This window comes from Streptomyces sp. CWNU-52B (assembly GCF_047444975.1).
GTDB lineage: Bacteria > Actinomycetota > Actinomycetes > Streptomycetales > Streptomycetaceae > Streptomyces.
Window position 1 is genome coordinate 320,200 of the sequence record NZ_JBLFJV010000019.1, and the last position, 24,664, is coordinate 344,863.

Consider the following 24,664-nt stretch of genomic DNA (forward strand, 5'->3'; position numbering starts at 1 on the left):
CGCCCCTCCCCACGCACCCACCGCACACGGCACGTTGGAGCGCCCCGCCATGCCCGAAGAAGACACCCCGCCCACGACCACGCCCCCGCCCTCGGCCACGTACGACTACGTCGTCATAGGCGGCGGCACCGCCGGATCCGTCATCGCCTCCCGGCTCACCGAGAACCCCGACGTCACCGTCGCCGTCATCGAGGGCGGCCCCAGCGACGTCGACCGCGAGGACGTCCTGACCCTGCGCCGCTGGATGGGCCTGCTCGGCGGGGAGCTGGACTACGACTACCCGACGACCGAGCAGCCGCGCGGCAACTCGCACATCCGGCACAGCCGCGCCCGGGTCCTGGGCGGATGCTCCTCGCACAACACCCTCATCGCGTTCAAGCCGCTGCCGTCCGACTGGGACGAGTGGGAGGCGGCGGGCGCCGAGGGCTGGGGCTCGGTCCCCATGGAGGCGTACTTCCCGCGCCTGCGCAACAACATCGTGCCGGTCGACGAGAAGGACCGGAACGCCATCGCCCGCGACTTCGTGGACGCGGCGCAGTCGACGCTGGGCGTGCCGCGCGTGGAGGGGTTCAACAAGAAGCCGTTCACCGAGGGGGCCGGCTTCTTCGACCTCGCCTACCACCCGGAGACCAACAAGCGCTCCAGCGCGTCCGTCGCCTATCTGCACCCCGTCATGGACGAGCGGCCCAACCTCCGCCTCTACCTGGAGACCTGGGCCCACAAACTGGAGCTGGACGGGACCCGGGCCCGCGGCGTGCACGTGACGACGAAGGACGGGGACGAACTCCTCGTACGGGCCCGCCGCGAGGTCCTGCTGTGCGCCGGCGCCGTCGACTCGCCCCGGCTGCTCCTGCACTCCGGGGTCGGACCGCGCGAGGACCTGGAGCGGCTCGGCATACCCGTGGCCCACGACCTGCCGGGCGTCGGTGAGAACCTGCTCGACCATCCCGAGTCGGTCATCGTCTGGGAGACGGACGGGCCCATCCCCGAGAACTCCGCGATGGACTCCGACGCGGGCCTGTTCGTCCGGCGGGACCCCGAACGGGCGGGCCCCGACCTGATGTTCCACTTCTACCAGATCCCGTTCACGGACAATCCGGAGCGCCTCGGCTACGAACGCCCCGCGCACGGCGTCTCGATGACCCCGAACATCCCCAAGCCGCGCAGCCGCGGCCGCCTCTACCTGACGAGCGCCGACCCGGCCGACAAACCCGCCCTCGACTTCCGCTACTTCACGGACGAGGAGGACTACGACGGCCGCACCCTCGTCGACGGCATCCGCATCGCCCGCGAGATCGCGAAGGCCGAGCCGCTCGCGCACTGGCTCAAGCGCGAGGTGTGCCCGGGACCCGAGGTGACGGGCGACGAGGAGCTGAGCGAGTACGCGCGGAAGGTCGCCCACACCGTGTACCACCCGGCGGGCACCTGCCGGATGGGCGCGGCCGACGACCGGCTCGCCGTCGTGGACCCCGAGCTGCGCGTCCGAGGTCTCGACGGCATCAGGATCGCCGACGCCTCCGTCTTTCCGACCATGCCCGCCGTGAACCCGATGATCGGGGTCCTCATGGTCGGCGAAAAGTGTGTGGACCTGCTGGGAGGCGGTGCGTGATGAGTACGACGACCACGGTTCAGGAAGCCGCCGCCGAGCGCGGGGGCGCCGAGTCCGCCGAACCCGTCTTCTCCGTCGACGGCCTGTGGAAGGTCTTCGGCCCCAAGGCCGACCGGGTCCCCGCCGACCCCGAGCTGGCCGCCCTGTCCGCCGCCGAACTCCGGTCCCGTACCGGCTGTACGGCCGCCGTCCGGGACGTGAGCTTCGAGGTGCGCAAGGGCGAGGTCTTCGTCGTCATGGGCCTGTCCGGCTCCGGCAAGTCCACCCTCGTACGCTGTCTGACCCGGCTCATCGAGCCGACCGCCGGCTCGATCGTCATCGACGGCGAGGACGTCCGCGCGATGGACCGGGCACGGCTGCGTGAACTGCGCCGCCACCGGGCCGCGATGGTCTTCCAGCACTTCGGCCTGCTGCCGCACCGTTCCGTGCTCGACAACGTCGCGTACGGCCTGGAGGTCCAGGGGGTGCCGCGGCGCGAGCGGCGCGCGAAGGCGCAGGAGGTCGTCGCGAAGGTCGGCCTCGAAGGCCTGGAGCAGCGGCGCCCCGGTCAGCTCTCCGGCGGTCAGCAGCAGCGCGTCGGACTCGCGCGGGCGCTGGCGGTGGACCCCGAGGTCCTGCTGTTCGACGAGCCGTTCAGCGCGCTCGACCCGCTGATCCGGCGCGACATGCAGGAGGAGGTGATCCGGCTGCACGGTGAGGAGGGCCGCACGATGGTCTTCATCACCCACGACCTCAACGAGGCCCTGCGCCTGGGCGACCGGATCGCCCTCATGCGCGACGGCCGGGTCGTCCAGCTGGGCACGCCCGAGGAGATCGTGGGCTCGCCCGCCGACGACTACGTACGCGAGTTCGTCCGGGACGTGCCGCGCGAGCAGGTCCTGACGGTCCGCACGGCCATGCGCGCCGCGTCGGCGCGGGAGGCCGGCGAGGGTCCGGCGCTGTCGCCGCGGTCCACGGTCTCGCAGGCCATCGAGGCGGTCGCGCGCTCGGGACAGCCGGCCCGGGTGATGGACCAGGGCCGCTGCCTCGGGGTCGTGGACTCGGACGCGCTGCTCAAGGTGGTGGCGGGTACGGACACCGGCCCCGCGGGACCGGTCGTCGAGCGGCCCGCGGGCACGACCGCCGAGCTCGGCTCCGCCGATGCCGCCGACACCGCCGACGGCTCGGTCGCCGAGGGGGCGGCCTGATGGCCACCGTCACCACCTCCGCACCCCGGGCCGTACCGCCCGGCTTCCGCACGTTCCTCCAGCGCCCGGCCGTCGGCAAGCTGCTCCTGCTCGCCGTCGTGGCGGCCGTCCTCGTCCCGCTGGCCCACGCCCGCTGGGCGAGCGGCACCTGGCCGGACGCCCTCACCGTCGACCTCTCCGAACCCCTCGGCAGAGCCAGCACCTGGATCATCGACAACCGGGACAGCCACCCGCTGTTCCTCTACTTCTTCGGACACGTCTCCAACGCCGTCGTCCTGTCCGTACGCGCCGTCTACCTCGTCCTGCTCGCCGCCGGCTGGGCGGGCGTCACGGCCGCCGCGGCGCTGGTCGCCTGGCGGGTCGCCGGGGTGCGTCTCGCGCTCGGGACCGCTGTCGCCGTCCTGGCCTGCGGGCTGCTCGGCATGTGGATCCCCACCATGCAGACGCTCGCGCTCATGGTGGTCGCGGTCCTCGCCTCCGTCGTACTGGGCGCGCTGCTCGGCCTCGCCGCCGGGCTCTCCGACCGTACGTACCGCGCGCTGCGCCCCGTCCTGGACACCATGCAGGTGCTCCCGGCCTTCGCCTACCTCCTGCCGGTCGTCCTCGTCTTCGGCATCGGCGTCCCGGCGGCGGTGCTCGCCACCGTCGTGTACGCGGCGCCGCCCATGGCCCGGCTCACCGCGCTCGGTCTGCGCGGCGCGGACCCCGGGGTGATGGAGGCCGTCGAGTCGCTGGGCACCACCGGGCGCCAGCGGCTGCTCACGGCCCGGCTGCCGCTCGCCCGCAAGGAACTCCTGCTCGGCCTCAACCAGACGATCATGATGGCCCTCTCGATGGCCGTCATCGCGTCCGTGATCGGTGCGGGCGGCCTCGGTGACCGCGTCTACCAGGCGCTCGCCTCGGTCGACGTCGGCGCCGCGCTCGCCGCCGGCATCCCGATCGTGCTGCTCGCGGTCGTCCTGGACCGGGTGACGGGAGCGGCGGGGGAGGGGGCCCGGGAGGGCCTCGGGGAGACCGGCGGCCACGGGTCCGGCCGGTCCGGTCGGTCCGGACGGTTCGCCTGGACCGGAACCGCCCGGACCGGCTGGACCGGCTGGGTCGTCGCCGCCGTCGCCGCGTCGGCCGTCGCGGTCGCCGGACGGCTGGCGGGCCGGCTCGACTGGCCCGAGAGCTGGCTCGTGAACATCGCCGAGCCGGTGAACCGCGCCGTCGACTGGATGACCGACCACCTCTACTCCGGCGTCCCCTACGTGGGCGGCACCGCCGACTGGGCGGCCCACTTCACCACCGGCGTCCTGAACCCGGTGCGCGAGGGCCTGCAGTGGCTGCCCTGGTGGTCGGTCCTGCTGATCGTCGCCGCGCTCGCCTGGCTGATCGGCACCTGGCGCACCGCGCTGACCGCCGTCCTCGCGATGGCCGCGATCGGGGTGCTCGGCGTCTGGGGGCCGTCCCTCGACACGTTGTCGCAGGTCCTCGCGGCGGTCGCCGTCACCCTGGTCCTGGGCTTCGGAACCGCTGTCGCGGCGGCCAGGAGCGAGCGCTGCGAACGGCTGCTGCGGCCCGTCCTGGACGTCTTCCAGACGATGCCGCAGTTCGTCTACCTCATCCCCGTCGTGGCGCTCTTCGGCGTCGGCCGGGCCCCCGCGGTCGCCGCCGCGGTCGTCTACGCGCTGCCCGCCGTCGTCCGCATCACCACCCAGGGCCTGCGCCATGTGGACCCGGCGGCGATGGAGGCCTCGCGGTCCATGGGCGCGACCGCCTGGCAGCAACTCCGCCAGGTCCAACTGCCGTTGGCCCGCCCGGCACTGCTGCTCGCCGTGAACCAGGGCGTCGTCCTCGTCCTCGCCGTCGTCATCATCGGCGGCCTGGTCGGCGGTGGCGCGCTCGGCTACGACGTCGTGTTCGGGCTCGCCCAGGGCGACCTGGCGACCGGTCTGGTGGCCGGCGCGGCGATCGTCTGCCTCGGCCTGATGCTCGACCGGGTGACACAGCCGACGCGGCGCCGTACGAAGAAGGGAAGCTGAGATGCGTACGCGTATGACCGGTGCGCTCAGGAGGGGTGCGCTCAGGAGGGGTGCGCCGGCCCTCGGCTGCTCCCTGCTGATGGTGCTGACGGCCGGCTGTGGAGCCGCCGACATGACCAAGCAGGCCTCGCCCTTCGCCAACGCGCAGGGGGCGAAGACCGTGACCCTCTCCGTGCAGTCCTGGGTCGGCGCGCAGGCCAACGTGGCCGTCGCGCGGTATCTGCTGGAGCACGAACTCGGCTATCGCGTCGACACCGTCCAGGTCGACGAGGTCCCCGCGTGGGACGCGCTCAGCCAGGGCCGGGTCGACGCGATCCTGGAGGACTGGGGCCACCCCGACCAGGAGCAGCGGTACGTCGAGGACAAGAAGACGATCGTGAAGGGCGGCGGGCTCGGGGTCACCGGGCACATCGGGTGGTTCGTACCGACGTACTTCGCGAAGCAGCACCCCGATGTGACGGACTGGAAGAACCTCGACAAGTACGCCGACCGGATGCGCACTGCCGAGAGTGGTGGCAAGGGGCAGCTGATCGACGGTTCGCCGTCCTACGTCACGAACGACAAGGCACTGGTGAAGAACCTGGACCTCGACTACCAGGTGGTGTTCGCCGGTTCCGAGGCGGCGCAGATCACCCAGATGAAGCAGTTCGCCAAGGAGAAGAAGCCGTTCCTCTCCTACTGGTACACGCCGCAGTGGCTGTTCGAGAAGGTGCCGATGACGGAGGTGAAGCTGCCCGCGTACGAGGAGGGGTGCGACGCGGATCCGGCGGCGGTCGCCTGCGCGTATCCGCACACTCCGCTGCAGAAGTATCTCAACGCGGACTTCGCCGAGTCGGGGGGTGGGGCGGCCGGGTTCCTGAAGAAGTTCAAGTGGACGACCGAGGACCAGAACGAGGTCTCGCTGCTGATCGCGGACCAGAAACTGTCCCCGGAGGACGCGGCGGCGAAGTGGGTACGGGGGAATGAGCCGACGTGGAGGCAGTGGCTGGCCGAGTAGGGGGTCGGCCGGTTTGGCGGGTGTGGGTGCGGGTTCGGTGGGGGCCGGTCGCGCAGTTCCCCGCGCCCCCCTGCGGGGCTTGGGCGGGGTTTTCGGGTGCGGGTTCGGTGGGGGCTGGTCGCGCAGTTCCCCGCGCCCCTGAGTGGGAGGGGGCTGGCCCCGGATTTCGCCTGCGGGGGCGTCGCGGTTGGTTGCGCAGTTCCCCGCGCCCCTAAAAGGTCGGGAGGGGGCTGGCCTCGGATGTTGGGTGCGGGTCCGCCGTGGCTGGTTGCGCAGTTCCCCGCGCCCCTAAAGGCTCGCCCGCCCGCGCGCCTCAAAGGGCCGCGCGCCATTGAGGGCGTGGGCGAGGCCTGTTTTTTGGGGGCGCGGGGAACTGCGCGTCGGGCCACGGTGGGCCCGCACCTGACGTCCGGGCCGAGTTCCCACTCCCTAGGGGCGCGGGGAACTGCGCATCAGGCGATGGTGGGCCCGTACCTGACGTCTGGGGCGGGCCCTATCCCCTAGGGGCGCGGGGAACTGCGCAACCCGCTCCCGCCGGGCGTCGTCACTTGTGCTGCCCGGCCGTGTAATGGCCGGGTGCCAGGCGGCACGTCACGCCGAAGCGGTTCCACGCGTTGATCACCGTGATCGCGGCGAGCAGCCGGGTCAGTCCGGCCTCGTCGAAGTGCCGCGCCGCGGTCTCGAACACCGCGTCCGGGACGAAGCCGTCCGTCAGCACCGTCACCGCCTCCGTCAGCGCGAGCGCCGCCAGCTCCTTCTCCGTGTAGAAGTGCCGCGACTCCTCCCAGGCACTGAGCTGGATGATCCGCTCGACACTCTCACCCGCCGCGAGCGCGTCCTTCGTGTGCATGTCGAGGCAGAACGCACAGTGGTTCAGCTGCGAGGCCCGGATCTTCACCAGCTCCAGCAGGACCGGGTCGACCCCTTCCCGGGCCGCCGCGTCGAGCCGGACCATGGCCTTGTAGACCTCAGGGGCGAACTTGGCCCACTGCAGCCGGGGCGCCTCCTCGGCGGCGTACGGGGCGGTCTCCGTGGAGCTTGCGGGGGATGTCTGTGTCGTCGTCATGCCTCGACCCTAGGAGCGAAGCAGCCCAGGAGTATGGTCCATTTCCATGGCTGAATCCTGGGCCACTTTCGGAGTGGACCTGCACGTCGACGTCGCGCGTACCGGCTCCGGCCTGCGCAGAGGCCTCACGGACGCGCTGCGGGACGCGGTACGCGGCGGACGCCTCGCGCCGGGCACCCGGCTCCCGTCGTCCCGGTCCCTCGCGGGCGACCTCGGCCTCGCCCGCAACACGGTCGCCGACGCGTACGCCGACCTCGTCGCCGAGGGCTGGCTCACCGCCCGCCAGGGCTCGGGCACGCACGTGGCGGAACGGGTCGCCGTACCGGTCCCGGCCCCCGCCGCACACCGGCCCCGCTCCTCCCGGGGACCCGCCTACGACCTCGTCCCCGGCACCCCGGACCTCGCCTCCTTCCCGCGCGCCGAGTGGCTCAAGGCGTCCCGCCGGGCCCTCACCGCGGCGCCGAACGAGGCCCTCGGTTACGGGGATCCGCGCGGCCGTGTCGAACTGCGCACCGCCCTCGCGGGCTACCTCGCCCGTGCCCGTGGCGTACGCGCCGACCCCGAACACATCCTCGTCTGCTCCGGGTTCGTCCACGGGCTGATGCTGCTCGGGGCGGTGCTGCGCGAGCGGGGCGCGCGGACCCTCGCCGTGGAGTCGTACGGGCTCGATGTGCACCTGGGGCTCATCGAGCGGGCAGGACTGGGCTCGGTGCCGCTCCCGTTCGACGAACTGGGCACACGGACGGACGAGTTGACCGAGCGTGGAACGGGCGGGGCCGGCGCCGCGGGAGCCGTGCTGCTGACGCCCGCGCACCAGTTCCCCATGGGGGTGCCGCTGCGTCCCGACCGGCGGGCCGCCGCCGTCGACTGGGCGCGGCGCACCGGCGGGCTGATCCTGGAGGACGACTACGACGGGGAGTTCCGCTACGACCGGCAGCCCGTGGGCGCCCTCCAGGGCCTCGACCCGGACCACGTGGTGTACTTCGGCACCGCCAGCAAGGCCCTCGCCCCCGGCCTGCGCCTGGGCTGGCTGGTCCTGCCGCCGGACCTGGTCTCCGAGGCCGTCGCGGAGAAGGGCGCCGCGGACTGGTCGTGCGGAGTCCTGGACCAGCTGACCCTTGCGGAGTTCATCACCTCGGGCGCGTACGACCGTCACGTACGCGCCTCCCGGCTCCGGTACCGGCGCCGCCGCGACCAGCTCGTCTCGGCCCTCGCCGCCCGCGCCCCGTCGGTCACGGCCACCGGCATCGCGGCCGGGTTCCACGCGGTGCTGCGGCTCCCGCCGGGCACCGAGCAGTCGGTGGTCCGCGCGGCGGCCTGGCACGGTCTCGCCCTGCACGGTCTGGCCGGCTACCGGCATCCCGCCGCCACGCCCCCACCGGTGGACGCCCTGGTCGTCGGCTACGGCACGCCGTCGGACAGCGGCTGGCCGGGAGCGCTGGAGACCCTGTGTGAGGCGCTCGCGGTGTCGCTCGCATCGTGGACGGGTGCCCCTGCCCCGCGTGCGCCCGGTAGGCTCGCTCCCGGGCCGTGACTGGCGCGCTGGGATGGGATCGACCATCGGGGAGCGGCCCGGAACCGTGTGCCGTGCGCCTGGGCCGAACCGTGAACGCCGAACGCAACGCCACGTCCGGAGGCCGTCATGTCGCAGCCCGTTCCCACGCCCGTCCCCACCTCCCTCTCCGCCGAGTCCACCGCCTTCCGCAGCGCCCTCGAAGTGATCCGTGCCGTCGAGCCCCGGGTCGCCGACGCCATCGGGCAGGAGGTCGCCGACCAGCGCGAGATGCTCAAGCTGATCGCCTCCGAGAACTACGCCTCCCCGGCGACGCTCCTCGCGATGGGCAACTGGTTCAGCGACAAGTACGCCGAGGGCACCGTCGGCCGCCGCTTCTACGCCGGCTGTCGCAACGTGGACACCGTCGAGGCCCTCGCCGCCGAGCACGCCCGTGAGCTCTTCGGCGCCGAGCACGCCTACGCCCAGCCGCACTCCGGCATCGACGCCAACCTCGTCGCCTTCTGGGCCGTACTCGGCCGGCGCGTCGAGGCCCCCGCCCTCCAGAAGGCCGGCGTCCGCAACGTCAACGACCTCTCCGACGCCGACTGGGCCGAGCTGCGCCAGGCCTTCGGCAACCAGCGCATGCTCGGCATGTCCCTGGACGCGGGCGGCCACCTCACCCACGGCTTCCGTCCGAACATCTCCGGCAAGATGTTCGACCAGCGCTCCTACGGCACCGACCCCGCCACCGGCCTCATCGACTACGAGGCCCTGCGGGTGTCCGCCCGCGAGTTCAAGCCGCTGATCATCGTCGCCGGCTACTCCGCGTATCCCCGCCTCGTGAACTTCCGGATCATGCGGGAGATCGCGGACGAGGTCGGCGCCACGCTCATGGTCGACATGGCGCACTTCGCGGGCCTCGTCGCGGGCAAGGTCCTCACCGGGGACTTCGACCCGGTCCCGCACGCCCAGATCGTCACCACGACCACCCACAAGTCGCTGCGCGGCCCGCGCGGCGGCATGGTCCTGTGCGACGAGTCGCTCGCCGAGCAGGTCGACCGGGGCTGCCCGATGGTCCTCGGCGGTCCCCTTCCGCACGTCATGGCCGCCAAGGCAGTCGCGCTCGCCGAGGCCCGCCGCCCCGAGTTCCGCGACTACGCCCAGGCCGTCGTCGACAACGCCCGCGCCCTCGCCGAGGGCCTGATGCGGCGCGGTGCCACGCTGGTCACCGGCGGCACGGACAACCACCTCAACCTCATCGACGTCGCCTCCTCCTACGGCCTCACCGGCCGGCAGGCCGAGTTCGCGCTGCTCGACTCGGGCATCGTCACCAACCGCAACGCGATCCCCGCCGACCCCAACGGCGCCTGGTACACCTCGGGCATCCGGATCGGCACGCCCGCGCTGACCACCCGCGGCCTCGGTGCCACCGAGATGGACGAGATCGCCGGCCTGATCGACCGCGTCCTGGGCGCCACGGAGGCGGGCACCACCAAGAAGGGCGCCCCCTCCAAGGCCCAGCACGTCCTCGACCCGAAGATCGCGGACGAGATCGCCCACCGCGCGACCGACCTGCTGACCGGCTTCCCGCTGTACCCGGAGATCGACCTCGGCTGACCCGGCCTCGGCCGGCCTCAAGGGCGGGGCCTCGCACCGAGGCCCCGCACCGAGGCCCCGCTGTGTTCCTCGTCTCATCGGCGGCGCGGACCCTCTCGTGTCCCACAGCCCTGTTACACCGTCGGAGACAGATCGGTTCCCGGCTGTTTCCGACCAGTTCCGGAGTGGGCCCCGACACCTGAGAGAATGGTGAGCATGGCTTCTGATCGCCCACCCGTCTCCCACCCCCGCCCTCAAACGGGGCACTCCGTGCCGCTGCCTGATTTGCGCGTGCTCTCCGGAATCCAGCCCACCGCAGGCTCGTTCCACCTCGGCAACTACCTCGGCGCCGTCCGCCAGTGGGTGGCCCTGCAGGAGTCCCACGACGCGTTCTACATGGTCGTGGACCTGCACGCGATCACCCTTCCGCAGGATCCCGCGGACCTGCGCGCCAACACCCGGCTCGCCGCGGCCCAGCTGCTGGCCGCCGGGCTCGACCCCGAGCGCTGCACCCTGTTCGTCCAGAGCCATGTCCCCGAGCACGCCCAGCTCGCGTGGGTCATGAACTGCCTCACCGGTTTCGGCGAGGCCTCCCGCATGACCCAGTTCAAGGACAAGTCCGCCAGGCAGGGCGCGGACCGTGCCTCCGTCGGCCTCTTCACGTACCCGATCCTCCAGGTCGCGGACATCCTGCTGTACCAGGCCAACGAGGTCCCCGTGGGGGAGGACCAGCGCCAGCACATCGAGCTGACACGTGACCTCGCCGAGCGGTTCAACGGCCGCTTCGGGGAGACCTTCACAGTGCCGAGGCCGTACATCCTCAAGGAGACGGCGAAGATCTTCGATCTTCAGGACCCGTCGATCAAGATGAGCAAGTCCGCGTCGACGCCCAAGGGCCTCATCAACCTCCTCGACGAGCCGAAGGTCACCGCCAAGAAGGTCAGGAGCGCGGTCACCGACACGGACACCGTCGTCAGGTTCGACGCCGAGAACAAGCCCGGCGTCAGCAACCTGCTGGGCATCTACTCCACCCTCACGGGCACCGGTATCGCGGAACTGGAGCAGAAGTACGCCGGCAAGGGCTACGGTGCGCTGAAGACGGACCTGGCGGAGGTCATGGTCGACTTCGTGACGCCCTTCCGGGAGCGCACCCAGGGGTATCTGGACGACCCGGAGACGCTCGACTCGATCCTGGCCAAGGGGGCGGAGAAGGCTCGCGCGGTCGCCGCGGAGACGCTCTCCCAGACGTACGACAGGGTGGGTTTCCTGCCGGCCAAGCACTGACGGCCGGGACGAGACCAGGACAACACCGGCACGACATCCCCTACGGGCCCGCATCGCCGTACAGTCGACAGCCGAACCGGCAGCAACCCCTGCCCGACGAGAACACCAACACGACGGAACGAAACACCGGCACGACGACAGGAGACGACGTGGGGACCGTAACGATCGGTGTGTCGATCGCGGTCCCGGAGCCACATGGCAGCCTGCTCCAGGAGCGGCGCGTGGGCTTCGGTGACCCCGCGGGGTCCGGCATTCCCACGCACGTCACGCTGCTGCCGCCGACCGAGGTCGAGAAGGCGGCGCTGCCGGCGATCGAGGCGCATCTCGTCGAGGTCGCGGCCGCCGGCCGCGCCTTCTCGATGCGGCTCGGCGGCACGGGTACGTTCCGTCCGCTGTCCCCTGTCGTGTTCGTACAGGTGGTCGAGGGCGCCGAGGCCTGCACCTGGCTGCAGAAGCAGGTCAGGGACGCCTCCGGGCCCGTGGCGCGCGAACTGCAGTTCCCGTACCACCCGCATGTGACGGTGGCGCACGGCATCGACGAAGAGGCGATGGACCGTGCGTTCGAGGAGCTGGCGGAGTACGAGGCGCACTGGCCGTGCACCGGGTTCGCGCTCTACGAGCAGGGGCCCGACGGTGTGTGGCGCAGGCTGCGGGACTATGTCTTCGGCGGTGCGGTCGTGCCGCCGCAGGCCACGCATGTGGAGCGGGGCCCGCTGCCGGCCTGCTGAGCCGCCCGTCCCGCCGTCCGGCGGGGCGTCCGGCCGAAAGGTCGGGAGCGTGGAGGCCGTGGGGCGCGTGCGGGTCGATCGTGGTTGGGCGCGCAGTTCCCCGCGCCCCTGACGGGGCGGCGGCCCCTCAAGCCCCTGCCCAGTCGGCGGAGCGGAGCGCTAAAGCGGCAGGCGGCGGAACACCGCTCGTGGTGCGTGGCGCAGGGCCGCCATGACCAGCCGCAGCGCACCCGGCACCCACACCGTCTCCGAGCGTCGGCGCAGGCCCGTCTCGATGGCCGTGGCCACCGCCTCGGGCGTCGTGGCGAGCGGTGCCTCCTCCAGCCCCTCCGTCATCTTCGAGCGGACGAACCCGGGGCGTACGACCATCACATGCACGCCCGTGCCGTACAGCGCGTCCCCCAGGCCCTGCGCGAACGCGTCGAGGCCCGCCTTGCTCGACCCGTAGATGAAGTTCGCGCGCCGGGCCCGCTCGCCCGCCACCGAGGAGAGCACCACCAGGGAGCCGTGGCCCTGCGCCTGGAGCGCCCGCGCGCACACCAGCCCCGACGACACGGCGCCCGTGTAGTTGGTCTGCGCCACCCGGACCGCCGCGCCCGGCTCGTTCTCGTCGCGCGACTGGTCACCGAGGACCCCGAACGCCAGCAGCACCATGTCGATGTCGCCCTCGGCGAAGACCTTGCCGAGCGCCGCCTCGTGGGCGTCGGGGTCGAGCGCGTCGAAGTCGACGGTACGGACGTCCGCGCCGAGCTCGCGCAGCCCCGAGGCGGCCGACTCCAGGCCGGGCGAGGGGCGGCCCGCGAGCCACACCGTGCGGGTACGGCGGGTGATCAGCCGCCGTGCGGTGGCGAGCGCGATCTCGGAGGTGCCGCCGAGGACGAGCAGGGACTGGGGGATACCGAAGGCGTCCTTCATGGAACCGAACTCCTATGGAGAGGGCGACGGGGGGACGACGGACAGGGAGGGCGTCAGAGCCCGAGGCGACGGGACAGGTCGGAGGTGAAGACGGACCGCGGGTCCAGCTCCGCGCGCAGCGCCCGGAACTCGCCGAGCCGCGGATACATCGCCGCGAGCAGTTCGGGCCGCAGCCGGGAGTCCTTGGCGAGGTAGACCCGCCCGTCGGCCGCGGCCACCTCCTCGTCCAGCTCGTCGAGGAAACCGCCGAGCCCCGGCAGGTTCGCCGGGATGTCCAGGGCGAGGGTCCAGCCGGGCATCGGGAAGGACAGCCAGCCCGGGTCGCCCTCGCCGAACCGCTTCAGGACGGCGAGGAAGGAAGGGCAGCGCCGCTGCGAGATGCGGTGCACGATCCGGCGCAGGGTCTCCTCCCGGCCGTGTCCGACGGCGAACTGGTACTGCACGAAGCCGCCGCGCCCGTAGACGCGGTTCCAGTGCGGCACGCCGTCCAGCGGGTGGAAGAAGGTGGACATCCGCTGGAGCTCGCCCACGCGCGCGTGGGGCGCCTTGCGGTACCACAGCTCGTTGAAGAGGCCCACCGTCGTCCGGCCGAGCAGCCCCTCGGGGACGAAGGAGGGCGCGGCGGGCAACCGCCCGGGGCGGAACTCCAGCGGGGCCCTGCGCGCGCGTGTGCCCTCGCCCAGCGCCTCCAGCGGAGCGTGGTCGCCGCGGGTCAGCACCGAGCGGCCCATGGACGTACCGCGGGCCAGCAGGTCGATCCAGGCGACCGAGTAGCGGTAGCGGTGGTCGGTGGCCGTGAGGCGGGCCAGCAGGTCGTCCAGGTCCGCGGCGCGCTCCGTGTCGACGGACATCAGCGACGTCGCGACGGGCTGCAGCCGGACGGTGGCCGTCAGGATGACGCCGGTCAGGCCCATCCCGCCGGCCGTCGCGTCGAACAGGGGCGTCCCCTGGCTCACCATGCGGATCCCGCCGTCGGCGGTCAGCAGTTCGAACGACAGGACGTGCCGGGCGAACGAGCCCGACACATGGTGGTTCTTGCCGTGGATGTCCGCGCCGATCGCCCCGCCGACCGTCACGTAGCGGGTCCCCGGTGTCACCGGCACGAACCAGCCCAGCGGCAGCAGGACCTCCATGAGGCGGTGCAGCGAGACCCCGGCGCCGCACAGCACGGTCCCGCCGTCCGCGTCGATGGCGTGGACGCGGTCGAGGGCCGTCATGTCGAACACGGCCCCGCCCGCGTTCTGCGCCGCGTCCCCGTACGCCCGTCCGAGGCCCCGTGCGATGCCCCCGCGGGCCCCGCCGTCACGGACGGCCGTCACCGCCGCGACGGCCTCCTCGTACGAACGGGGACGCACCAGGCGGGCGGCGGTGGGAGCGGTGCGGCCCCACCCCGTGACGGAAACCGTGTCGGTAGGCATGCCGGTGACCGTATCGACCGAAAAGGTCACTCAGTTCCCCAACATCCCTACACCATCCTTTTCCTCCCCGAAATGGGTGATTAATGGGATGTCGCTCTATATGTTCAGCGTTCCGGTGGTGTCGGCGGGAACAGTGGGCCGACATGGACCACCACGACGAGCGCCCTGACCTGGACCACCGGATCCTCTCGGCCCTGCACGCCCGCGGCACCGCCCCGCGGGTCGCCACCGCCGCACGGGCCCTGTCCCTGGCCGGCGAGCACGGAGCGCTGTGGCTCGCGGCGGGCCTCGCGGGAGCCGCCGTCGACCGGGAGCGGCGCGGCGCCTGGCTGCGCGGCACCGCACTGACCGCGGGCGCGCACCTCGCCAGCATGGGCGTGAAACGGCTCGTACGCCGTCCGCGTCCCGGCCATGTCGTGCCGCTGGTGCGCACCGCGGGCCGGCACTCCTTCCCCAGCTCGCACGCCACCTCCGCGGCGGCCGCCGCCGTGGCCTTCGGAGTGCTCGGCGCACCCGTCGTACCCCCGCTCGCCGTCGCGATGTGCCTGTCGCGGCTGGTCGTCGGCGTCCACTACCCCTCGGACGTCGCGGCGGGCGCCGCCCTCGGCGCGGTGACGGCCGGGCTCGGGGCCCGCTGGATGACAGGAGGCCGCGACCATGGCTGACACGGCCCTCCTGGAGAAGACGCCGAGGACACCGGGAAAACCGGTCACCCCGTCGAGAAGTGGCCTCCTGAAGGGGCTCGTCAGGACCGCCCGGCCCAAACAGTGGGTCAAGAACGTCCTCGTCGTCGCGGCCCCGGCCGCCGCGGGCGAACTCTTCACCCGCCACGCCCTCACTCAGCTCGCCCTCGTCTTCGTGCTGTTCACGGCCTGCGCCGCGAGCGTCTACCTGGTCAACGACGCCCGGGACGCCGACGCCGACCGCGCCCACCCCGTCAAGCGCCACCGGCCGGTCGCCGCCGGACAGGTGCCCGTACCGGTCGCCTACGCCGTGGGGATCGTGCTCGCCGTCGTCGCCCCGGCCGCGGCCGCCCTCCTGTGCTCGCCGCTCACCTCGGCGCTGCTCACCGCCTATCTGGGCATGCAGTTCGCCTACTGCCTCAGCCTCAAGCACGTCCTGGTCGTCGATCTCGCCGTGGTGACCACCGGGTTCCTGATGCGGGCCATGGTCGGCGGGCTCGCGCTCGGGATCCCGCTGTCCCGCTGGTTCCTGATCACGACCGGCTTCGGCGCGCTGTTCATGGTGTCCGCGAAGCGGTACTCCGAGGCCGTCCAGATGGCCGGGAAAGCGGGCGCAACGCGCGCGTTGCTCAGCGAGTACACCACCGGCTATCTGCGCTTCGTGTGGCAGCTCGCCGCCTCGGTCGCCGTCCTCGGCTACTGCCTGTGGGCCCTGGAGGAGGGCGGCGTACCGCACACCAGCGTGCTGCCCTGGCGGCAGCTGTCCATGGTCGCCTTCATCCTCGCCGTCCTGCGGTACGCGGTCTTCGCCGACCGGGGCACCGCCGGCGAACCCGAGGACGTGGTCCTGCGCGACCGCGCGCTCGCCCTGATCGGCGTGGCGTGGCTCGCGATGTACGGCCTGGCGGTGGCCAACTGGTGAGCCGGGCGCGGACCACGAGCCAGGAACTGCTGGGTTTCGCCACCGCGGGGCTCCTCGCGTACGCCGCCGACCTCGCCCTCTTCCTCTGGCTGCGCGGCCCCGTCGGCCTGGACCCGCTGACCGCCAAGGCCCTGTCGTTCGTGGCGGGCTGCTCGGTCGCGTACGCGGGCAACGCGCTGGGTACGTACCGGCACACGGCCGGCCGGCTGCGCAGCCCGCGCCAGTACGGGATCTTCCTCGGGGTGAACCTCGCCGGCGCCCTGGTCCAGCTGCTGTGCATCCTCGTCAGCCACTACGGACTCGGGCTCACCTCCCCGCGCGCGGACGTCGTCTCCGGCGCGGGAATCGGCATGGTGCTGGCCACGATCCTGCGTTTTTGGGGTACCCGGACATTGGTCTTCCGAGGTGGGGGCAGAGTCGGATCATGGACTGGCTGAAAAAGCTCCCCGGCGTGGGGCCGCTCGTCACGCGGCTGATGACCACGCACGCCTGGCGCTCGTACGAACGACTCGACCGGGTGAAGTGGACGAGGCTCGCCGCGGCGATGACCTTCATCAGCTTCGTCGCGGTCTTCCCGCTGATCACCGTGGCCGCCGCGATCGCCGCCGCGACCCTCTCCAAGGGCGGCCAGCGGACCCTGGAGAACAAGATCGCCGAGCAGGTGCCCGGCATCTCCGACCAGCTCGACATCGGCGCCCTCGTCGACAACGCCGGCACCGTCGGACTCATCGCGGGCGCCCTGCTGCTGTTCACCGGCATCGGCTGGGTCGGCTCGATGCGCGAATGCCTGCGCGCGGTCTGGGAGCTGCCGGACCCGGAGGAGAACCCCCTCCTGAGCAAGCTCAAGGACGGCGGCGTACTCGTCGGCCTCGGCGGCGCCGTCCTCGTCACGATCGCCGCCTCCACCCTCGCGTCGACCGCGGTGGGCTGGACGACCCGGCTCCTGGGCATCGACGAGGGCGGCTGGGGCGGGGTGCTGCTGCGCACGGCCGCCTTCGCCGTGGCCGTCCTCGCCGGCTTCCTGCTCCTCCTGTACGTCCTGACGCTGCTCCCCGGCGTCCAGCCCGAGCGGCGCCGGCTGCTGGTCGCCGCACTGCTCGGCGCCGTCGGCTTCGAACTGCTGAAGCTGCTGCTCAGCGGCTATATGCAGGGCGTCGCGTCGAAGAGCATGTACGGGGCGTTCGGTGTGCCCATCGCCCTGCTGCTGTGGATCAACTTCACCTGCAAGCTGCTGCTCTTCTGCGCCTCCTGGACGGCGACGGAACACAAGGGGCAGAGGCCCGAGGAACAGGAGCAGGAGCCGGAGCCGGGGCACGAGGAGCCCGAGCCCGGTCCCGAGCGGCCGTCCGAGCGGGCCGACGGACCCGACGGCCCCCCGCGCCTCAGCGGCGGCGGCGCATCAGCTCCGGCAGCGGCCAGCGGCGGTTGATCACGAAGACACCGGCGGCGAGCAGGACGAGGACGCCGCCGGCGATCGCCAGCGCGATCCCGACACCGCTCGAACCGTCCGACGCCGCCGAGGCCGCCACGGGCTTCGACGAGTCCGAGCCGTCGCCCGAACCGCCCGCCTCGCCTGAGGCGTTCGCACCCGGCTGCGCGCTCTGCTCCGCGCTCTTCGGCGGCACCAGCTCACCCACCGGGGAGACCTTGCCGGACGCCTGGAAGCCCCAGTCGAGGAGCTTGGCGGTCTCCTTGTAGACCTGGTCGTGCTCTTCCTTCTCCGGGTTCATGACCGTGACGAGCAGGACCTTGCCGTCGCGCTCGGCGACCCCGGTGAACGTCGCTCCCGCGTTCGTGGTGTTGCCGTTCTTCACACCTGCGATGCCCTGGTACGGGTCGAGGCCGTAGTCGCCGGACAGCAGCCGGTTGGTGTTCTGGATCTCGAAGGACTTGCGGGTCGTCTTGCCCTTCTTGTTCTTCGTGGTCTCGCCGGGGAAGTTCGCGCGGACCGTCGAGCAGTACTCCCGGAAGTCCTCGTCCTGCAGGCCGGAGCGGGCGAACAGGGTCAGGTCGTACGCCGACGACACCTGGTGGTTCTCGTCGTAGCCGTCCGGGCTGACCACGTTCGTGTCGAGGGCCTGGAGCTCCTCGGCGCGCGCGTTCATGTCCTCGACCGTCCGGTCGACGCCGCCGTTCATCGCGGACAGCACGTGGACGGCGTCGTTGCCGGAGCGAAGGAAGACGCCGAGCCACAGATCGTGGACCGAGTACGTCTCGTCCTCCTTGATGCCCACCATGCTGGAGCCCGCGCCGATACCGGCCAGGTCGGTGGGGACGACCTTGTGCTTCTGCGTCTTGGGGAACTTGGGCAGCAGCGTGTCGGCGAACAGCATCTTCAGGGTGCTCGCCGGGGGCAGCTTCCAGTGCGCGTTGTGCGCGGCCAGGACATCGCCCGACTCGGCGTCCGCGACGATCCAGGAGCGGGCGCTCAGATCCTTCGGCAGGACCGGCGCGCCGCTGCCGAGATTGGCCTGGGACCCGGACTTGCCGAGCTGCGCGCCGCCCACCGTCGACATGTCCGCGGGCGGCTCGGCCGACGTGCCGGCCGACGCGCCCTTGGACGGCGAGGCCGATTCCGACGCGGTCGCCGAGGTCGTGGCCGACGAGGTCGGCGTCGGCTTGTCGTCCGCCGCTGCGGGCGCGGTGGCGGTCACCGAGAGCGCGAGCGAGAACGACAACAGGGTGGCGGAGGTGACCAGCAAGGAGGACTTGGCGGTCTTTTTCATGGCAGGCACGGTCGAGAACGTACAGGGCGTCGCGTGGGAAGTCGCGGGGGCCTCCTCGCCAGGCCCCTTTCCGCCAGGCGCTTTTGCGCCACCCCGGCGCACGCCCTCGTCCTCCCCACCCCGGGCGCCGGTGCCGTCCGAGGGCGGCGATACTGAACCCATGAAGCTCAGCCGTCCCGTCTCCTGGTTCCTGCTCGCCTTCGGGGTGTGGAGCTGGGTCATTTGGGTCACTTTCATCAAGAACCTGTGGAAAGACGGCAGCGGGCTCGCCTTCGACGACGGCGATCCGACCGCCTACTTCTGGGTGCACCTGACGCTCGCCGTCGTCTCCTTTGTCTTGGGGACGGTCGTCGGGGGCATCGGGTTGCGCGGTGTTCGAGCATTGCGTCACACATCGCCACAACGATCGTCATAACGGGAGAGTCGCCGCGTGGGCATCGTGTTCCTGGTTCTGGTCCTGGTTCTGGTCCTGGCCGTGTTCGGGGGACTGCACTGGTACCTGTGGCGCCGGCTGGTGCGCGACACGACGGCCCGGCCCGGGATCCCCAGGCGCGTGGGCACGGTCGCGCTCGTGGCCGGTCCCGTGCTCATGTTCGCGGCGATCGCCTCCGAGCGCACGGGCGCGCCGTTCTGGCTGCAGCGGGTGCTGGCCTGGCCCGGCTTCCTGTGGATGGCGCTGATGATCTATCTGCTGCTGGCACTGCTGGTCGGTGAGGCCGTACGACCGCTGCTGCGCCGGGTCCTGGAACGCCGTCCGGCGCCCGCGGCCGAGCCGGCGGACGTACGCGAGCCGGCGTCCGTCCCCGCGGGCGCGCCCGCGGCCGGTGAGACCGAGCCGCCGCCGTCCGCGTCCGACGCCGGGTCCGACGCCGGGTCCGGGTCCGGGCAAGGCGACCGGCCGGTGTCCACGGCCGCCGCGCCGGGCCAGGCAGCCGCGCCGACGGGTCCCTCCCGTCGGCTCTTCGTCTCGCGTGTCGTGGGCGGGGCCGCCACGGCCGCCGCCGTGGGCACCGTGGGGTACGGGACGTACGGGGTCCTGAACGGGCCCAAGGTGAAGCGGGTCACCGTGCCGCTGGCCAAGCTCCCGAGGTCCGCCCACGGATACCGCATCGCCGTCGTCAGCGACATCCACCTCGGACCCGTACTGGGCCGCGGCTTCGCCCAGAAGGTCGTCGACACGATCAACTCGACGCAGCCCGACCTGATCGCGGTCGTGGGCGACCTCGTCGACGGCAGCGTGAAGGACCTCGGGCCCGCCGCCGCGCCCCTCGCGCAGCTGACGGCACGGCACGGGTCGTTCTTCGTGACCGGCAACCACGAGTACTTCTCCGGCGCCGAGGAGTGGGTCGCGCGCGTACGGGAACTGGGGCTGCACCCGCTGGAGAACGCCCGGACCGAGCTGCCCCACTTCGATCTCGCCGGTGTCAACGACGTGGCAGGTGAGGACGAGGGACAGGGCCCCGACTTCGCGAAGGCCCTCGGGGACCGGGACCGGAACCGCACGGCTGTCCTGCTCGCCCACCAGCCGGTGCAGATCCACGACGCGGTGGACCACGGGGTCGACCTCCAGCTCTCCGGACACACCCACGGAGGGCAGCTGTGGCCCGGCAACTTCATCGCGGACCTGGCCAACCCGACCCTCGCGGGCCTGGAGCGCTACGGGGACACACAGCTGTACGTGTCGCGGGGCGCCGGAGCCTGGGGGCCGCCCACCAGGGTGGGGGCGCCGTCCGACATCACCGTCGTGGAACTCGCCTCCAAGCAGGCCTGAGGAATCGCGGGGACCGGCAGACCGACCGGCCGGTTCCGGACAGTCGGCGGGGCCGTGCGCAGGGGCCGTACGACGGCGGGACCTTCACACGCGCCGGGAGACCGCCGTCGGCGGCCAGCGGTTGTCCACGGCATCGGCTCCTCCGGTTGTGGAGCCCCGGCAGGATCCGGCCGCCCACGGCCTGACGCGTTCGCGCGGGGTGGACGATTGCGCGAGTGACGTGCGGGGCCCGCTCCACGCAGCATCATGTGACGAGGGTGTGCGCGGGGTGAGGAGCAAACGTGCTGAGACGCAACTCCTTCCGGTTGCCCCGGCACCCGGCCTCCGTGGGGCTCGCGCGGCGCCGGGTCCGTGACCATCTGTCGAACTGGGGGCACAGCGCGGGGGAGCCGGCGTACGAGGACGCGGTGCTGCTCGTGTCCGAGCTGGCGACGAACGCCGTACGGCACGCACCGTTGCTGGAGCGGGAGTTCGAGGTCGCGGTGACCACGCTGGCGGACGGTTCCTGCCTCATCGAGGTCTCCGACGAGAGCCCCGTACAGCCCCGGCTGCGCCCGGCCGGAGAGGGCGAGGACCGTGACGAGGAGTCCGAGTACGGACGCGGTCTGCGTCTGGTGGACGGCCTCACGGCCACCTGGGGTGTGTGGAGCCGGGGGCGGCACGGGAAGACGGTGTGGGCGCTGCTCCCGGCCGCCCGGTGACCTGTACACCGTCGACCTGTATGCCGTCGTGTACGGGGTCGACCTGTACGTGATCGGCGTGAGCCGGGGACTCGGGCGCCGCGCCGGAGTCCGGCAGGGGCGTGCGGGCCGCAGGGATGCGCGGGCCCGCACGCCGGTCTGCCGGGTCAGGTGCGGCTCACGAACCGATGTTGCCGCGCTTGCCGATCAGGTCCCGGTACAGGGCCGCTCGTTCCTCAGGTGACTTCGCCGCGTCCAGCGCGGTCTTCCACTCCTTCTCCAGGTCCTTCAGCTTCTGGACCCAGTCGCCGAACTCCCCCATGTCCACCTTGCGCTGACTCACGGCGAGGGGGGCACCGGCACCGGGCTTGTCGTCCTTGTGGCCGCCGACCTGGCTGACGGGGTTGCTGTTCTTCTCGCTGCTCGTCAGGCCGTGTTTGTAGCCGTCGGGGGTCCTGCCGCCCGGCCCTGCGGTCTCGATGCCGACCTGCAACGCGCCGTCCCGTTTGTGGGTCGGGGGCTTGTACCCCATGAACGCGTGCCCGTACGACTCGTTGGGGAGGATGGTGTCGCCGTGGTAGTCCTTGTTCCCCAGGCCGCCGATGGCCATGGGCAGGCCGTAGAGGTGGCTGTGGGGGTCCACCCAGTTCTTCACGGTGGCCCCGATCTCGCCCTTCTCCACGAAGCTGCCCGGCGTCCCGTCCGGCTGGTTGTCGCCGATCTCCATGTGATGGGTGCCGAACGCACGCCGGTACACGGGCTTCTCGGGGGTCGACCTGGGCTCCCAGAACTTCCGGTCCTCCTTGGTGATGTGGAGCCACTGGGGCAGCTCGTACCCGTGCTGGCCGTCGGCCAGTTGCGGAATGCGGATGTTGACGCGTCCGCCGTACGCCAGGGCGTGGGCGACGTCGTCCTTGAAGTCCTCGTGGACGCCGGCCTCCGGGTTGAAGACCCGCAGCCCCTCCTTGAGGATCAGGAAGATCTTGGTCAGCAGCTCGGTGCCGCGCGCGACCCGCTCCCGGTGCTTGGCGGCGTCCGGTACGTCGTCGCTGATGCCGGGCGGGAGGAGGGTCTTGACGAAGGTCTGGAAGATCTGGTCGTTCCGCTCCCCGGTGAGCCGGTCCTTCTCGTCCTGCGGGGTGTCCTCGGCGTGCATGGCCATGTGGCGGCCGAGCTGGTAGTCCGATCGGCCGGGTTCGAGGGTCGGCTTGTTCTGGGCGCGGGCCTCGCCCTCCTGGCGCCAGCGCAGGGTGGCCACGAGGAGGCGCTTGCCCTCCGGCTGCTGGAGCCAGTCGTGGAAATCGCCCGTCTTGACGTACGCCTCGGCCTCGGTACGGGTGCACAGGCCCACGGTCTTCAGCCACTTGGGATCCTCGGACCCCACTGCCTCGATCGCCCGGAGTTCGTCGTCCGTGAAGCTCGGGCCGCCTCGTACGCGCCGGTGCAGGACGTCCCGTACCTGCTTGTTCCTGATCTCCTGGTCGCCGCCGACCAGCAGCCGTGCCAGCCGGACGACGGCCGGGGGTTCGGCCGGCGTCGAGGGTTCGGCCACCGTCGGTGGCCCGGCTGTCGCCTCCGTCGGGCCGGGCCGCTCCATCCGCTGGACGGGGACGTCCCCGTCCACGCTGCGCTGGACCGCCCGGCCGGGTAATGAGGCCCCGGGTAATGCGAGATCGGGGGCGGCGCCCCGGGCCAGCTTCCGCCCGTTGGCGCCGGCGCTCCTCTCGAACGGATCGTCCGGGCGGGAGACCTTCTCCCCCCTGCCGTTGGGGGTGCCGGGCACGGGCCCCAGGGCCTGCTGGCGCACGTGGTCGACCTCTTCGTACATCACTTCGTCGCTGACCCGGTCCTCACCGAGCACGATGTGGGAGCCGGTGGTGTAGGCCACGGCTCCGAGTTCCTCGGCCGAGCGCTGGGCGACCGGGTCGTTGTGGACGCGTACATGACCGAAGTCCATGTCGTAGGCCCGCTCGGCCCGTTGGATCACGCGGGGCTCCAGCGGGCTGCCGGGGGAGCCGACCGCGTCGGGGACCGACGACCGCGGCTGGACCGGTGGGGCCTTCTCGGCGTCGCGCTGTGCGGGCTCCTGCTGTTGCCCTTCAGTGCTCTGCTCGTGCTGCCGCCCCTCGGCGCTCCGCTCGTCCTGCTGCTTTTCGGGCCGTCGTCCCTCGGCGCTCTGCGCGGCCCGTGCGCGCTGGATGGCGCGGGTCACCGCGGCGTTGCCCGCGGCCTGCTGGAGTGCGATGAGCGGGTGCAGCGCGGCAGGTGGCCGGGGTGCGGGCCGGCCTTTTCCGCGTTCGGCGCCCGAGTTGTTCTCTTTCCGGATGCGCATATGTTCCTCTTTGTTGGGTGAATACCCTTCCCTCCTTAGCGGCCCGAAGTCCGGAACGAACAGGTGAACAGGGGCAGAACCAGGGGCAAATGTGAGGGGCGACGAGGGCATGAGATACCCGGCAACATCCCGACATGGGTGACCCTCACGCCCCTTGTGGTCATGAGCAGGTCATGAGTAGGCCATGGGCGGTCATGGGTGCGCCGGGTCGGCCGCCGGGCTCCCGTGCGACTGCCGACCAGATTCAAGAACGTTCGTTCTTGACTGATCGTTCTTTAAACGCGTACGGTCGTGGCCATGGGACGACCACGCGCCTTCGACACCGATCAGGCCGTCACCACCGCGGCCGCCGTCTTCGCCACCCACGGCTACGAGGGCACTTCGGTGGACGACCTGGTCACCGCCACCGGCATCCACCGGGGAAGTCTGTACAAGGTCTTCGGCTCCAAGCGGAGCCTGCACCTGACCGTCCTCCGCAGCCACCTCGACCACGAGATCCACCCCACCGCCGCCGCCATCCGCACCCTCACCGACCCCGAGCAGGCACTCGCGGCGGCCATCGCCTCGTACGACAACGGCCCGGCCGCCGGTCTCCTCCTGCTCGCCGCCGCCGAACGCGCCCCCCACGACGCGGAGGTCGCCGCGCTGGTCGCGGAAGGCTTCACCGCGCTGGAGGAAGCCCTGCGCCCCGCCCACGGCGACGCCGCCCCCCGGCTCGCCTCCACCGTCCTCGGCACCCGGCTGCGCCTGCGCGCCCAGCCGGACACCTCGAAGGAGCACTGACATGGCCCGCATCACCGTCGACCGCGAACGCGCGACACTGACCGCCGAGTTCCAGGGCCTCGACAGGCTCTGGACCCTCAGGGGCAGCCTGGAGATACCCCTCGCCCATGTGCGGGGCGCCACGCACGACCCCGGTATGGCCCGCGAGTGGAAAGGCATCCGCGTCGCCGGCACCCACCTGCCCGGTGTGATCACCGCCGGCCACTTCCGTCACGACGGCGAGCACCTCTTCTGGCACGTGAAGAACCCGAACAAGGCGGTCGTCATCGAACTCGCCGATGCCAAGACCTACGACCGCCTCGTCATCGAGGTCGACGACCCGCGGGCCACCGTCGCCCTCATCGAGGAGTCCATCACCCGCCGCTGAGGCCCGACTCCGACGTACGGCCCGGACGCGCGGCGCACCGGGCGGCCCCGCGAGACGGCACCCGCGCGACGCCGCGAGACG

Annotated in this window: 22 protein-coding genes and 1 riboswitch; of the genes, 17 read left to right on the forward strand and 5 right to left on the reverse strand. The window is 71.9% G+C overall.

Translation table 11 applies throughout. From position 1 onward, the window contains the following. Positions 1 to 49 precede the first annotated feature (49 nt). The 4 genes from ACLVWQ_RS19230 to ACLVWQ_RS19245 are packed head-to-tail and all read left to right on the forward strand — an operon-like array spanning position 50 to position 5,817. Positions 50 to 1,609 carry a GMC family oxidoreductase gene (locus ACLVWQ_RS19230; protein ID WP_414110109.1) on the forward strand — a complete coding sequence of 520 codons (1,560 nt, stop codon included), beginning with the start codon at positions 50 to 52 and terminating at the stop codon, positions 1,607 to 1,609. Next, on the forward strand, positions 1,609 to 2,796 hold the full coding sequence (locus tag ACLVWQ_RS19235) for a quaternary amine ABC transporter ATP-binding protein (protein ID WP_414110111.1): 1,188 nt from the start codon (positions 1,609 to 1,611) through the stop codon (positions 2,794 to 2,796). Before ACLVWQ_RS19230 ends, ACLVWQ_RS19235 begins: the two co-directional genes overlap by 1 nt. Then, the gene (locus tag ACLVWQ_RS19240; RefSeq protein WP_414110112.1) at positions 2,796 to 4,820 is read left to right on the forward strand and encodes an ABC transporter permease; all 2,025 of its coding nucleotides are present in this window, start codon (positions 2,796 to 2,798) and stop codon (positions 4,818 to 4,820) included. Before ACLVWQ_RS19235 ends, ACLVWQ_RS19240 begins: the two co-directional genes overlap by 1 nt. Position 4,821: 1 nt before the next feature. Continuing rightward, the gene (locus ACLVWQ_RS19245; RefSeq protein ID WP_414110113.1) at positions 4,822 to 5,817 is read left to right on the forward strand and encodes an ABC transporter substrate-binding protein; all 996 of its coding nucleotides are present in this window, start codon (positions 4,822 to 4,824) and stop codon (positions 5,815 to 5,817) included. A 544-nt stretch (positions 5,818 to 6,361) separates the two neighbouring features. Here ACLVWQ_RS19245 and ACLVWQ_RS19250 read toward each other — a convergent pair. Beyond that, complete coding sequence (locus ACLVWQ_RS19250; protein WP_414110114.1) at positions 6,362 to 6,883, reverse strand: carboxymuconolactone decarboxylase family protein; 522 nt, start codon at positions 6,881 to 6,883, stop codon at positions 6,362 to 6,364. 46 nt (positions 6,884 to 6,929) lie between these two features. Here ACLVWQ_RS19250 and ACLVWQ_RS19255 point away from each other — a divergent pair, with 46 nt between their 5' ends. From ACLVWQ_RS19255 to ACLVWQ_RS19270, 4 genes are all read left to right on the forward strand, one after another. Then, positions 6,930 to 8,417 carry a PLP-dependent aminotransferase family protein gene (locus ACLVWQ_RS19255; protein ID WP_414110115.1) on the forward strand — a complete coding sequence of 496 codons (1,488 nt, stop codon included), beginning with the start codon at positions 6,930 to 6,932 and terminating at the stop codon, positions 8,415 to 8,417. Then, positions 8,404 to 8,489: riboswitch (ZMP/ZTP riboswitch) on the forward strand. It overlaps the preceding gene by 14 nt. A gap of 36 nt (positions 8,490 to 8,525) precedes the next feature. Next, on the forward strand, positions 8,526 to 9,995 hold the full coding sequence (locus ACLVWQ_RS19260; protein ID WP_414110116.1) for a glycine hydroxymethyltransferase: 1,470 nt from the start codon (positions 8,526 to 8,528) through the stop codon (positions 9,993 to 9,995). Between the two features lie 270 nt (positions 9,996 to 10,265). Beyond that, positions 10,266 to 11,258 carry a tryptophan--tRNA ligase gene (gene trpS, locus ACLVWQ_RS19265; protein WP_414110117.1) on the forward strand — a complete coding sequence of 331 codons (993 nt, stop codon included), beginning with the start codon at positions 10,266 to 10,268 and terminating at the stop codon, positions 11,256 to 11,258. Positions 11,259 to 11,407: 149 nt separating this feature from the next. Beyond that, a complete protein-coding gene (locus ACLVWQ_RS19270; protein WP_414110118.1) occupies positions 11,408 to 11,986 on the forward strand; it encodes a 2'-5' RNA ligase family protein in 579 nt (192 codons plus the stop codon). 159 nt (positions 11,987 to 12,145) lie between these two features. Here the strand turns inward: ACLVWQ_RS19270 and ACLVWQ_RS19275 are convergent, their stop codons facing one another. Beyond that, positions 12,146 to 12,901, reverse strand: a complete 756-nt coding sequence (locus tag ACLVWQ_RS19275) for a decaprenylphospho-beta-D-erythro-pentofuranosid-2-ulose 2-reductase (protein WP_414110119.1) — start codon at positions 12,899 to 12,901, stop codon at positions 12,146 to 12,148. A 53-nt stretch (positions 12,902 to 12,954) separates the two neighbouring features. After that, positions 12,955 to 14,319 carry an FAD-binding protein gene (locus tag ACLVWQ_RS19280; protein WP_414110120.1) on the reverse strand — a complete coding sequence of 455 codons (1,365 nt, stop codon included), beginning with the start codon at positions 14,317 to 14,319 and terminating at the stop codon, positions 12,955 to 12,957. A 143-nt stretch (positions 14,320 to 14,462) separates the two neighbouring features. On the opposite strand from ACLVWQ_RS19280, the gene ACLVWQ_RS19285 reads away from it, so the two are divergent. From ACLVWQ_RS19285 to ACLVWQ_RS19300, 4 genes are read left to right on the forward strand one after another with little or no spacing between them, the layout of a single operon-like run. Continuing rightward, positions 14,463 to 14,984 (forward strand): phosphatase PAP2 family protein, encoded by a 522-nt coding sequence (locus ACLVWQ_RS19285; RefSeq protein ID WP_414110121.1) that lies wholly within the window; start codon positions 14,463 to 14,465, stop codon positions 14,982 to 14,984. Then, positions 14,977 to 15,924, forward strand: coding sequence for a decaprenyl-phosphate phosphoribosyltransferase (locus ACLVWQ_RS19290; protein ID WP_414110122.1), 948 nt, complete (start codon positions 14,977 to 14,979; stop codon positions 15,922 to 15,924). The genes ACLVWQ_RS19285 and ACLVWQ_RS19290 overlap by 8 nt, the downstream gene beginning before the upstream one ends. Continuing rightward, positions 15,921 to 16,361: a GtrA family protein gene (locus tag ACLVWQ_RS19295; protein WP_414110123.1), complete on the forward strand. Its 441-nt coding sequence runs from the start codon at positions 15,921 to 15,923 to the stop codon at positions 16,359 to 16,361. Before ACLVWQ_RS19290 ends, ACLVWQ_RS19295 begins: the two co-directional genes overlap by 4 nt. Further along, positions 16,349 to 17,353 (forward strand): YihY/virulence factor BrkB family protein, encoded by a 1,005-nt coding sequence (locus tag ACLVWQ_RS19300; protein ID WP_414110124.1) that lies wholly within the window; start codon positions 16,349 to 16,351, stop codon positions 17,351 to 17,353. Before ACLVWQ_RS19295 ends, ACLVWQ_RS19300 begins: the two co-directional genes overlap by 13 nt. Here ACLVWQ_RS19300 and ACLVWQ_RS19305 read toward each other — a convergent pair. Beyond that, on the reverse strand, positions 17,307 to 18,650 hold the full coding sequence (locus ACLVWQ_RS19305) for a D-alanyl-D-alanine carboxypeptidase family protein (RefSeq protein ID WP_414110125.1): 1,344 nt from the start codon (positions 18,648 to 18,650) through the stop codon (positions 17,307 to 17,309). The two genes, ACLVWQ_RS19300 and ACLVWQ_RS19305, sit on opposite strands and share 47 nt — an antisense overlap. Positions 18,651 to 18,810: 160 nt before the next feature. On the opposite strand from ACLVWQ_RS19305, the gene ACLVWQ_RS19310 reads away from it, so the two are divergent. The 3 genes from ACLVWQ_RS19310 to ACLVWQ_RS19320 all read left to right on the forward strand — a co-directional run bounded on the left by ACLVWQ_RS19310 (position 18,811) and on the right by ACLVWQ_RS19320 (position 21,122). Continuing rightward, positions 18,811 to 19,065 carry an SCO4848 family membrane protein gene (locus tag ACLVWQ_RS19310; protein WP_414110126.1) on the forward strand — a complete coding sequence of 85 codons (255 nt, stop codon included), beginning with the start codon at positions 18,811 to 18,813 and terminating at the stop codon, positions 19,063 to 19,065. A 15-nt stretch (positions 19,066 to 19,080) separates the two neighbouring features. After that, a complete protein-coding gene (locus ACLVWQ_RS19315; RefSeq protein WP_414110127.1) occupies positions 19,081 to 20,421 on the forward strand; it encodes a metallophosphoesterase in 1,341 nt (446 codons plus the stop codon). A gap of 281 nt (positions 20,422 to 20,702) precedes the next feature. After that, positions 20,703 to 21,122, forward strand: coding sequence for an ATP-binding protein (locus ACLVWQ_RS19320; RefSeq protein ID WP_414110128.1), 420 nt, complete (start codon positions 20,703 to 20,705; stop codon positions 21,120 to 21,122). A gap of 157 nt (positions 21,123 to 21,279) precedes the next feature. Here the strand turns inward: ACLVWQ_RS19320 and ACLVWQ_RS19325 are convergent, their stop codons facing one another. Then, entirely contained in the window at positions 21,280 to 23,433 is a 2,154-nt protein-coding gene (locus tag ACLVWQ_RS19325; protein WP_414110129.1) for a DUF4157 domain-containing protein, read from the reverse strand. 297 nt (positions 23,434 to 23,730) lie between these two features. Between ACLVWQ_RS19325 and ACLVWQ_RS19330 the strand changes: the two genes are divergently transcribed. After that, positions 23,731 to 24,216: a TetR/AcrR family transcriptional regulator gene (locus ACLVWQ_RS19330; RefSeq protein WP_414110130.1), complete on the forward strand. Its 486-nt coding sequence runs from the start codon at positions 23,731 to 23,733 to the stop codon at positions 24,214 to 24,216. Between the two features lies 1 nt (position 24,217). After that, positions 24,218 to 24,583, forward strand: a complete 366-nt coding sequence (locus tag ACLVWQ_RS19335; protein WP_414110131.1) for a hypothetical protein — start codon at positions 24,218 to 24,220, stop codon at positions 24,581 to 24,583. The last annotated feature ends 81 nt before the right edge of the window (positions 24,584 to 24,664 follow it).

Excerpts from the sequence above, each read along its gene's own strand:
- ACLVWQ_RS19230 (WP_414110109.1), top strand. The coding sequence starts at position 50 with ATGCCCGAAGAAGACACCCCGCCCACGACCACGCCCCCGCCCTCGGCC.
- ACLVWQ_RS19280 (WP_414110120.1), bottom strand. The coding sequence starts at position 14,319 with ATGCCTACCGACACGGTTTCCGTCACGGGGTGGGGCCGCACCGCTCCC.
- ACLVWQ_RS19255 (WP_414110115.1), top strand. The coding sequence starts at position 6,930 with ATGGCTGAATCCTGGGCCACTTTCGGAGTGGACCTGCACGTCGACGTC.
- ACLVWQ_RS19325 (WP_414110129.1), bottom strand. The coding sequence starts at position 23,433 with ATGCGCATCCGGAAAGAGAACAACTCGGGCGCCGAACGCGGAAAAGGC.
- ACLVWQ_RS19275 (WP_414110119.1), bottom strand. The coding sequence starts at position 12,901 with ATGAAGGACGCCTTCGGTATCCCCCAGTCCCTGCTCGTCCTCGGCGGC.
- ACLVWQ_RS19310 (WP_414110126.1), top strand. The coding sequence starts at position 18,811 with ATGAAGCTCAGCCGTCCCGTCTCCTGGTTCCTGCTCGCCTTCGGGGTG.
- ACLVWQ_RS19300 (WP_414110124.1), top strand. The coding sequence starts at position 16,349 with ATGGACTGGCTGAAAAAGCTCCCCGGCGTGGGGCCGCTCGTCACGCGG.
- ACLVWQ_RS19235 (WP_414110111.1), top strand. The coding sequence starts at position 1,609 with ATGAGTACGACGACCACGGTTCAGGAAGCCGCCGCCGAGCGCGGGGGC.
- ACLVWQ_RS19260 (WP_414110116.1), top strand. The coding sequence starts at position 8,526 with ATGTCGCAGCCCGTTCCCACGCCCGTCCCCACCTCCCTCTCCGCCGAG.
- ACLVWQ_RS19330 (WP_414110130.1), top strand. The coding sequence starts at position 23,731 with ATGGGACGACCACGCGCCTTCGACACCGATCAGGCCGTCACCACCGCG.
- ACLVWQ_RS19335 (WP_414110131.1), top strand. The coding sequence starts at position 24,218 with ATGGCCCGCATCACCGTCGACCGCGAACGCGCGACACTGACCGCCGAG.
- ACLVWQ_RS19240 (WP_414110112.1), top strand. The coding sequence starts at position 2,796 with ATGGCCACCGTCACCACCTCCGCACCCCGGGCCGTACCGCCCGGCTTC.
- ACLVWQ_RS19305 (WP_414110125.1), bottom strand. The coding sequence starts at position 18,650 with ATGAAAAAGACCGCCAAGTCCTCCTTGCTGGTCACCTCCGCCACCCTG.
- ACLVWQ_RS19245 (WP_414110113.1), top strand. The coding sequence starts at position 4,822 with ATGCGTACGCGTATGACCGGTGCGCTCAGGAGGGGTGCGCTCAGGAGG.
- ACLVWQ_RS19250 (WP_414110114.1), bottom strand. The coding sequence starts at position 6,883 with ATGACGACGACACAGACATCCCCCGCAAGCTCCACGGAGACCGCCCCG.
- ACLVWQ_RS19285 (WP_414110121.1), top strand. The coding sequence starts at position 14,463 with ATGGACCACCACGACGAGCGCCCTGACCTGGACCACCGGATCCTCTCG.
- ACLVWQ_RS19290 (WP_414110122.1), top strand. The coding sequence starts at position 14,977 with ATGGCTGACACGGCCCTCCTGGAGAAGACGCCGAGGACACCGGGAAAA.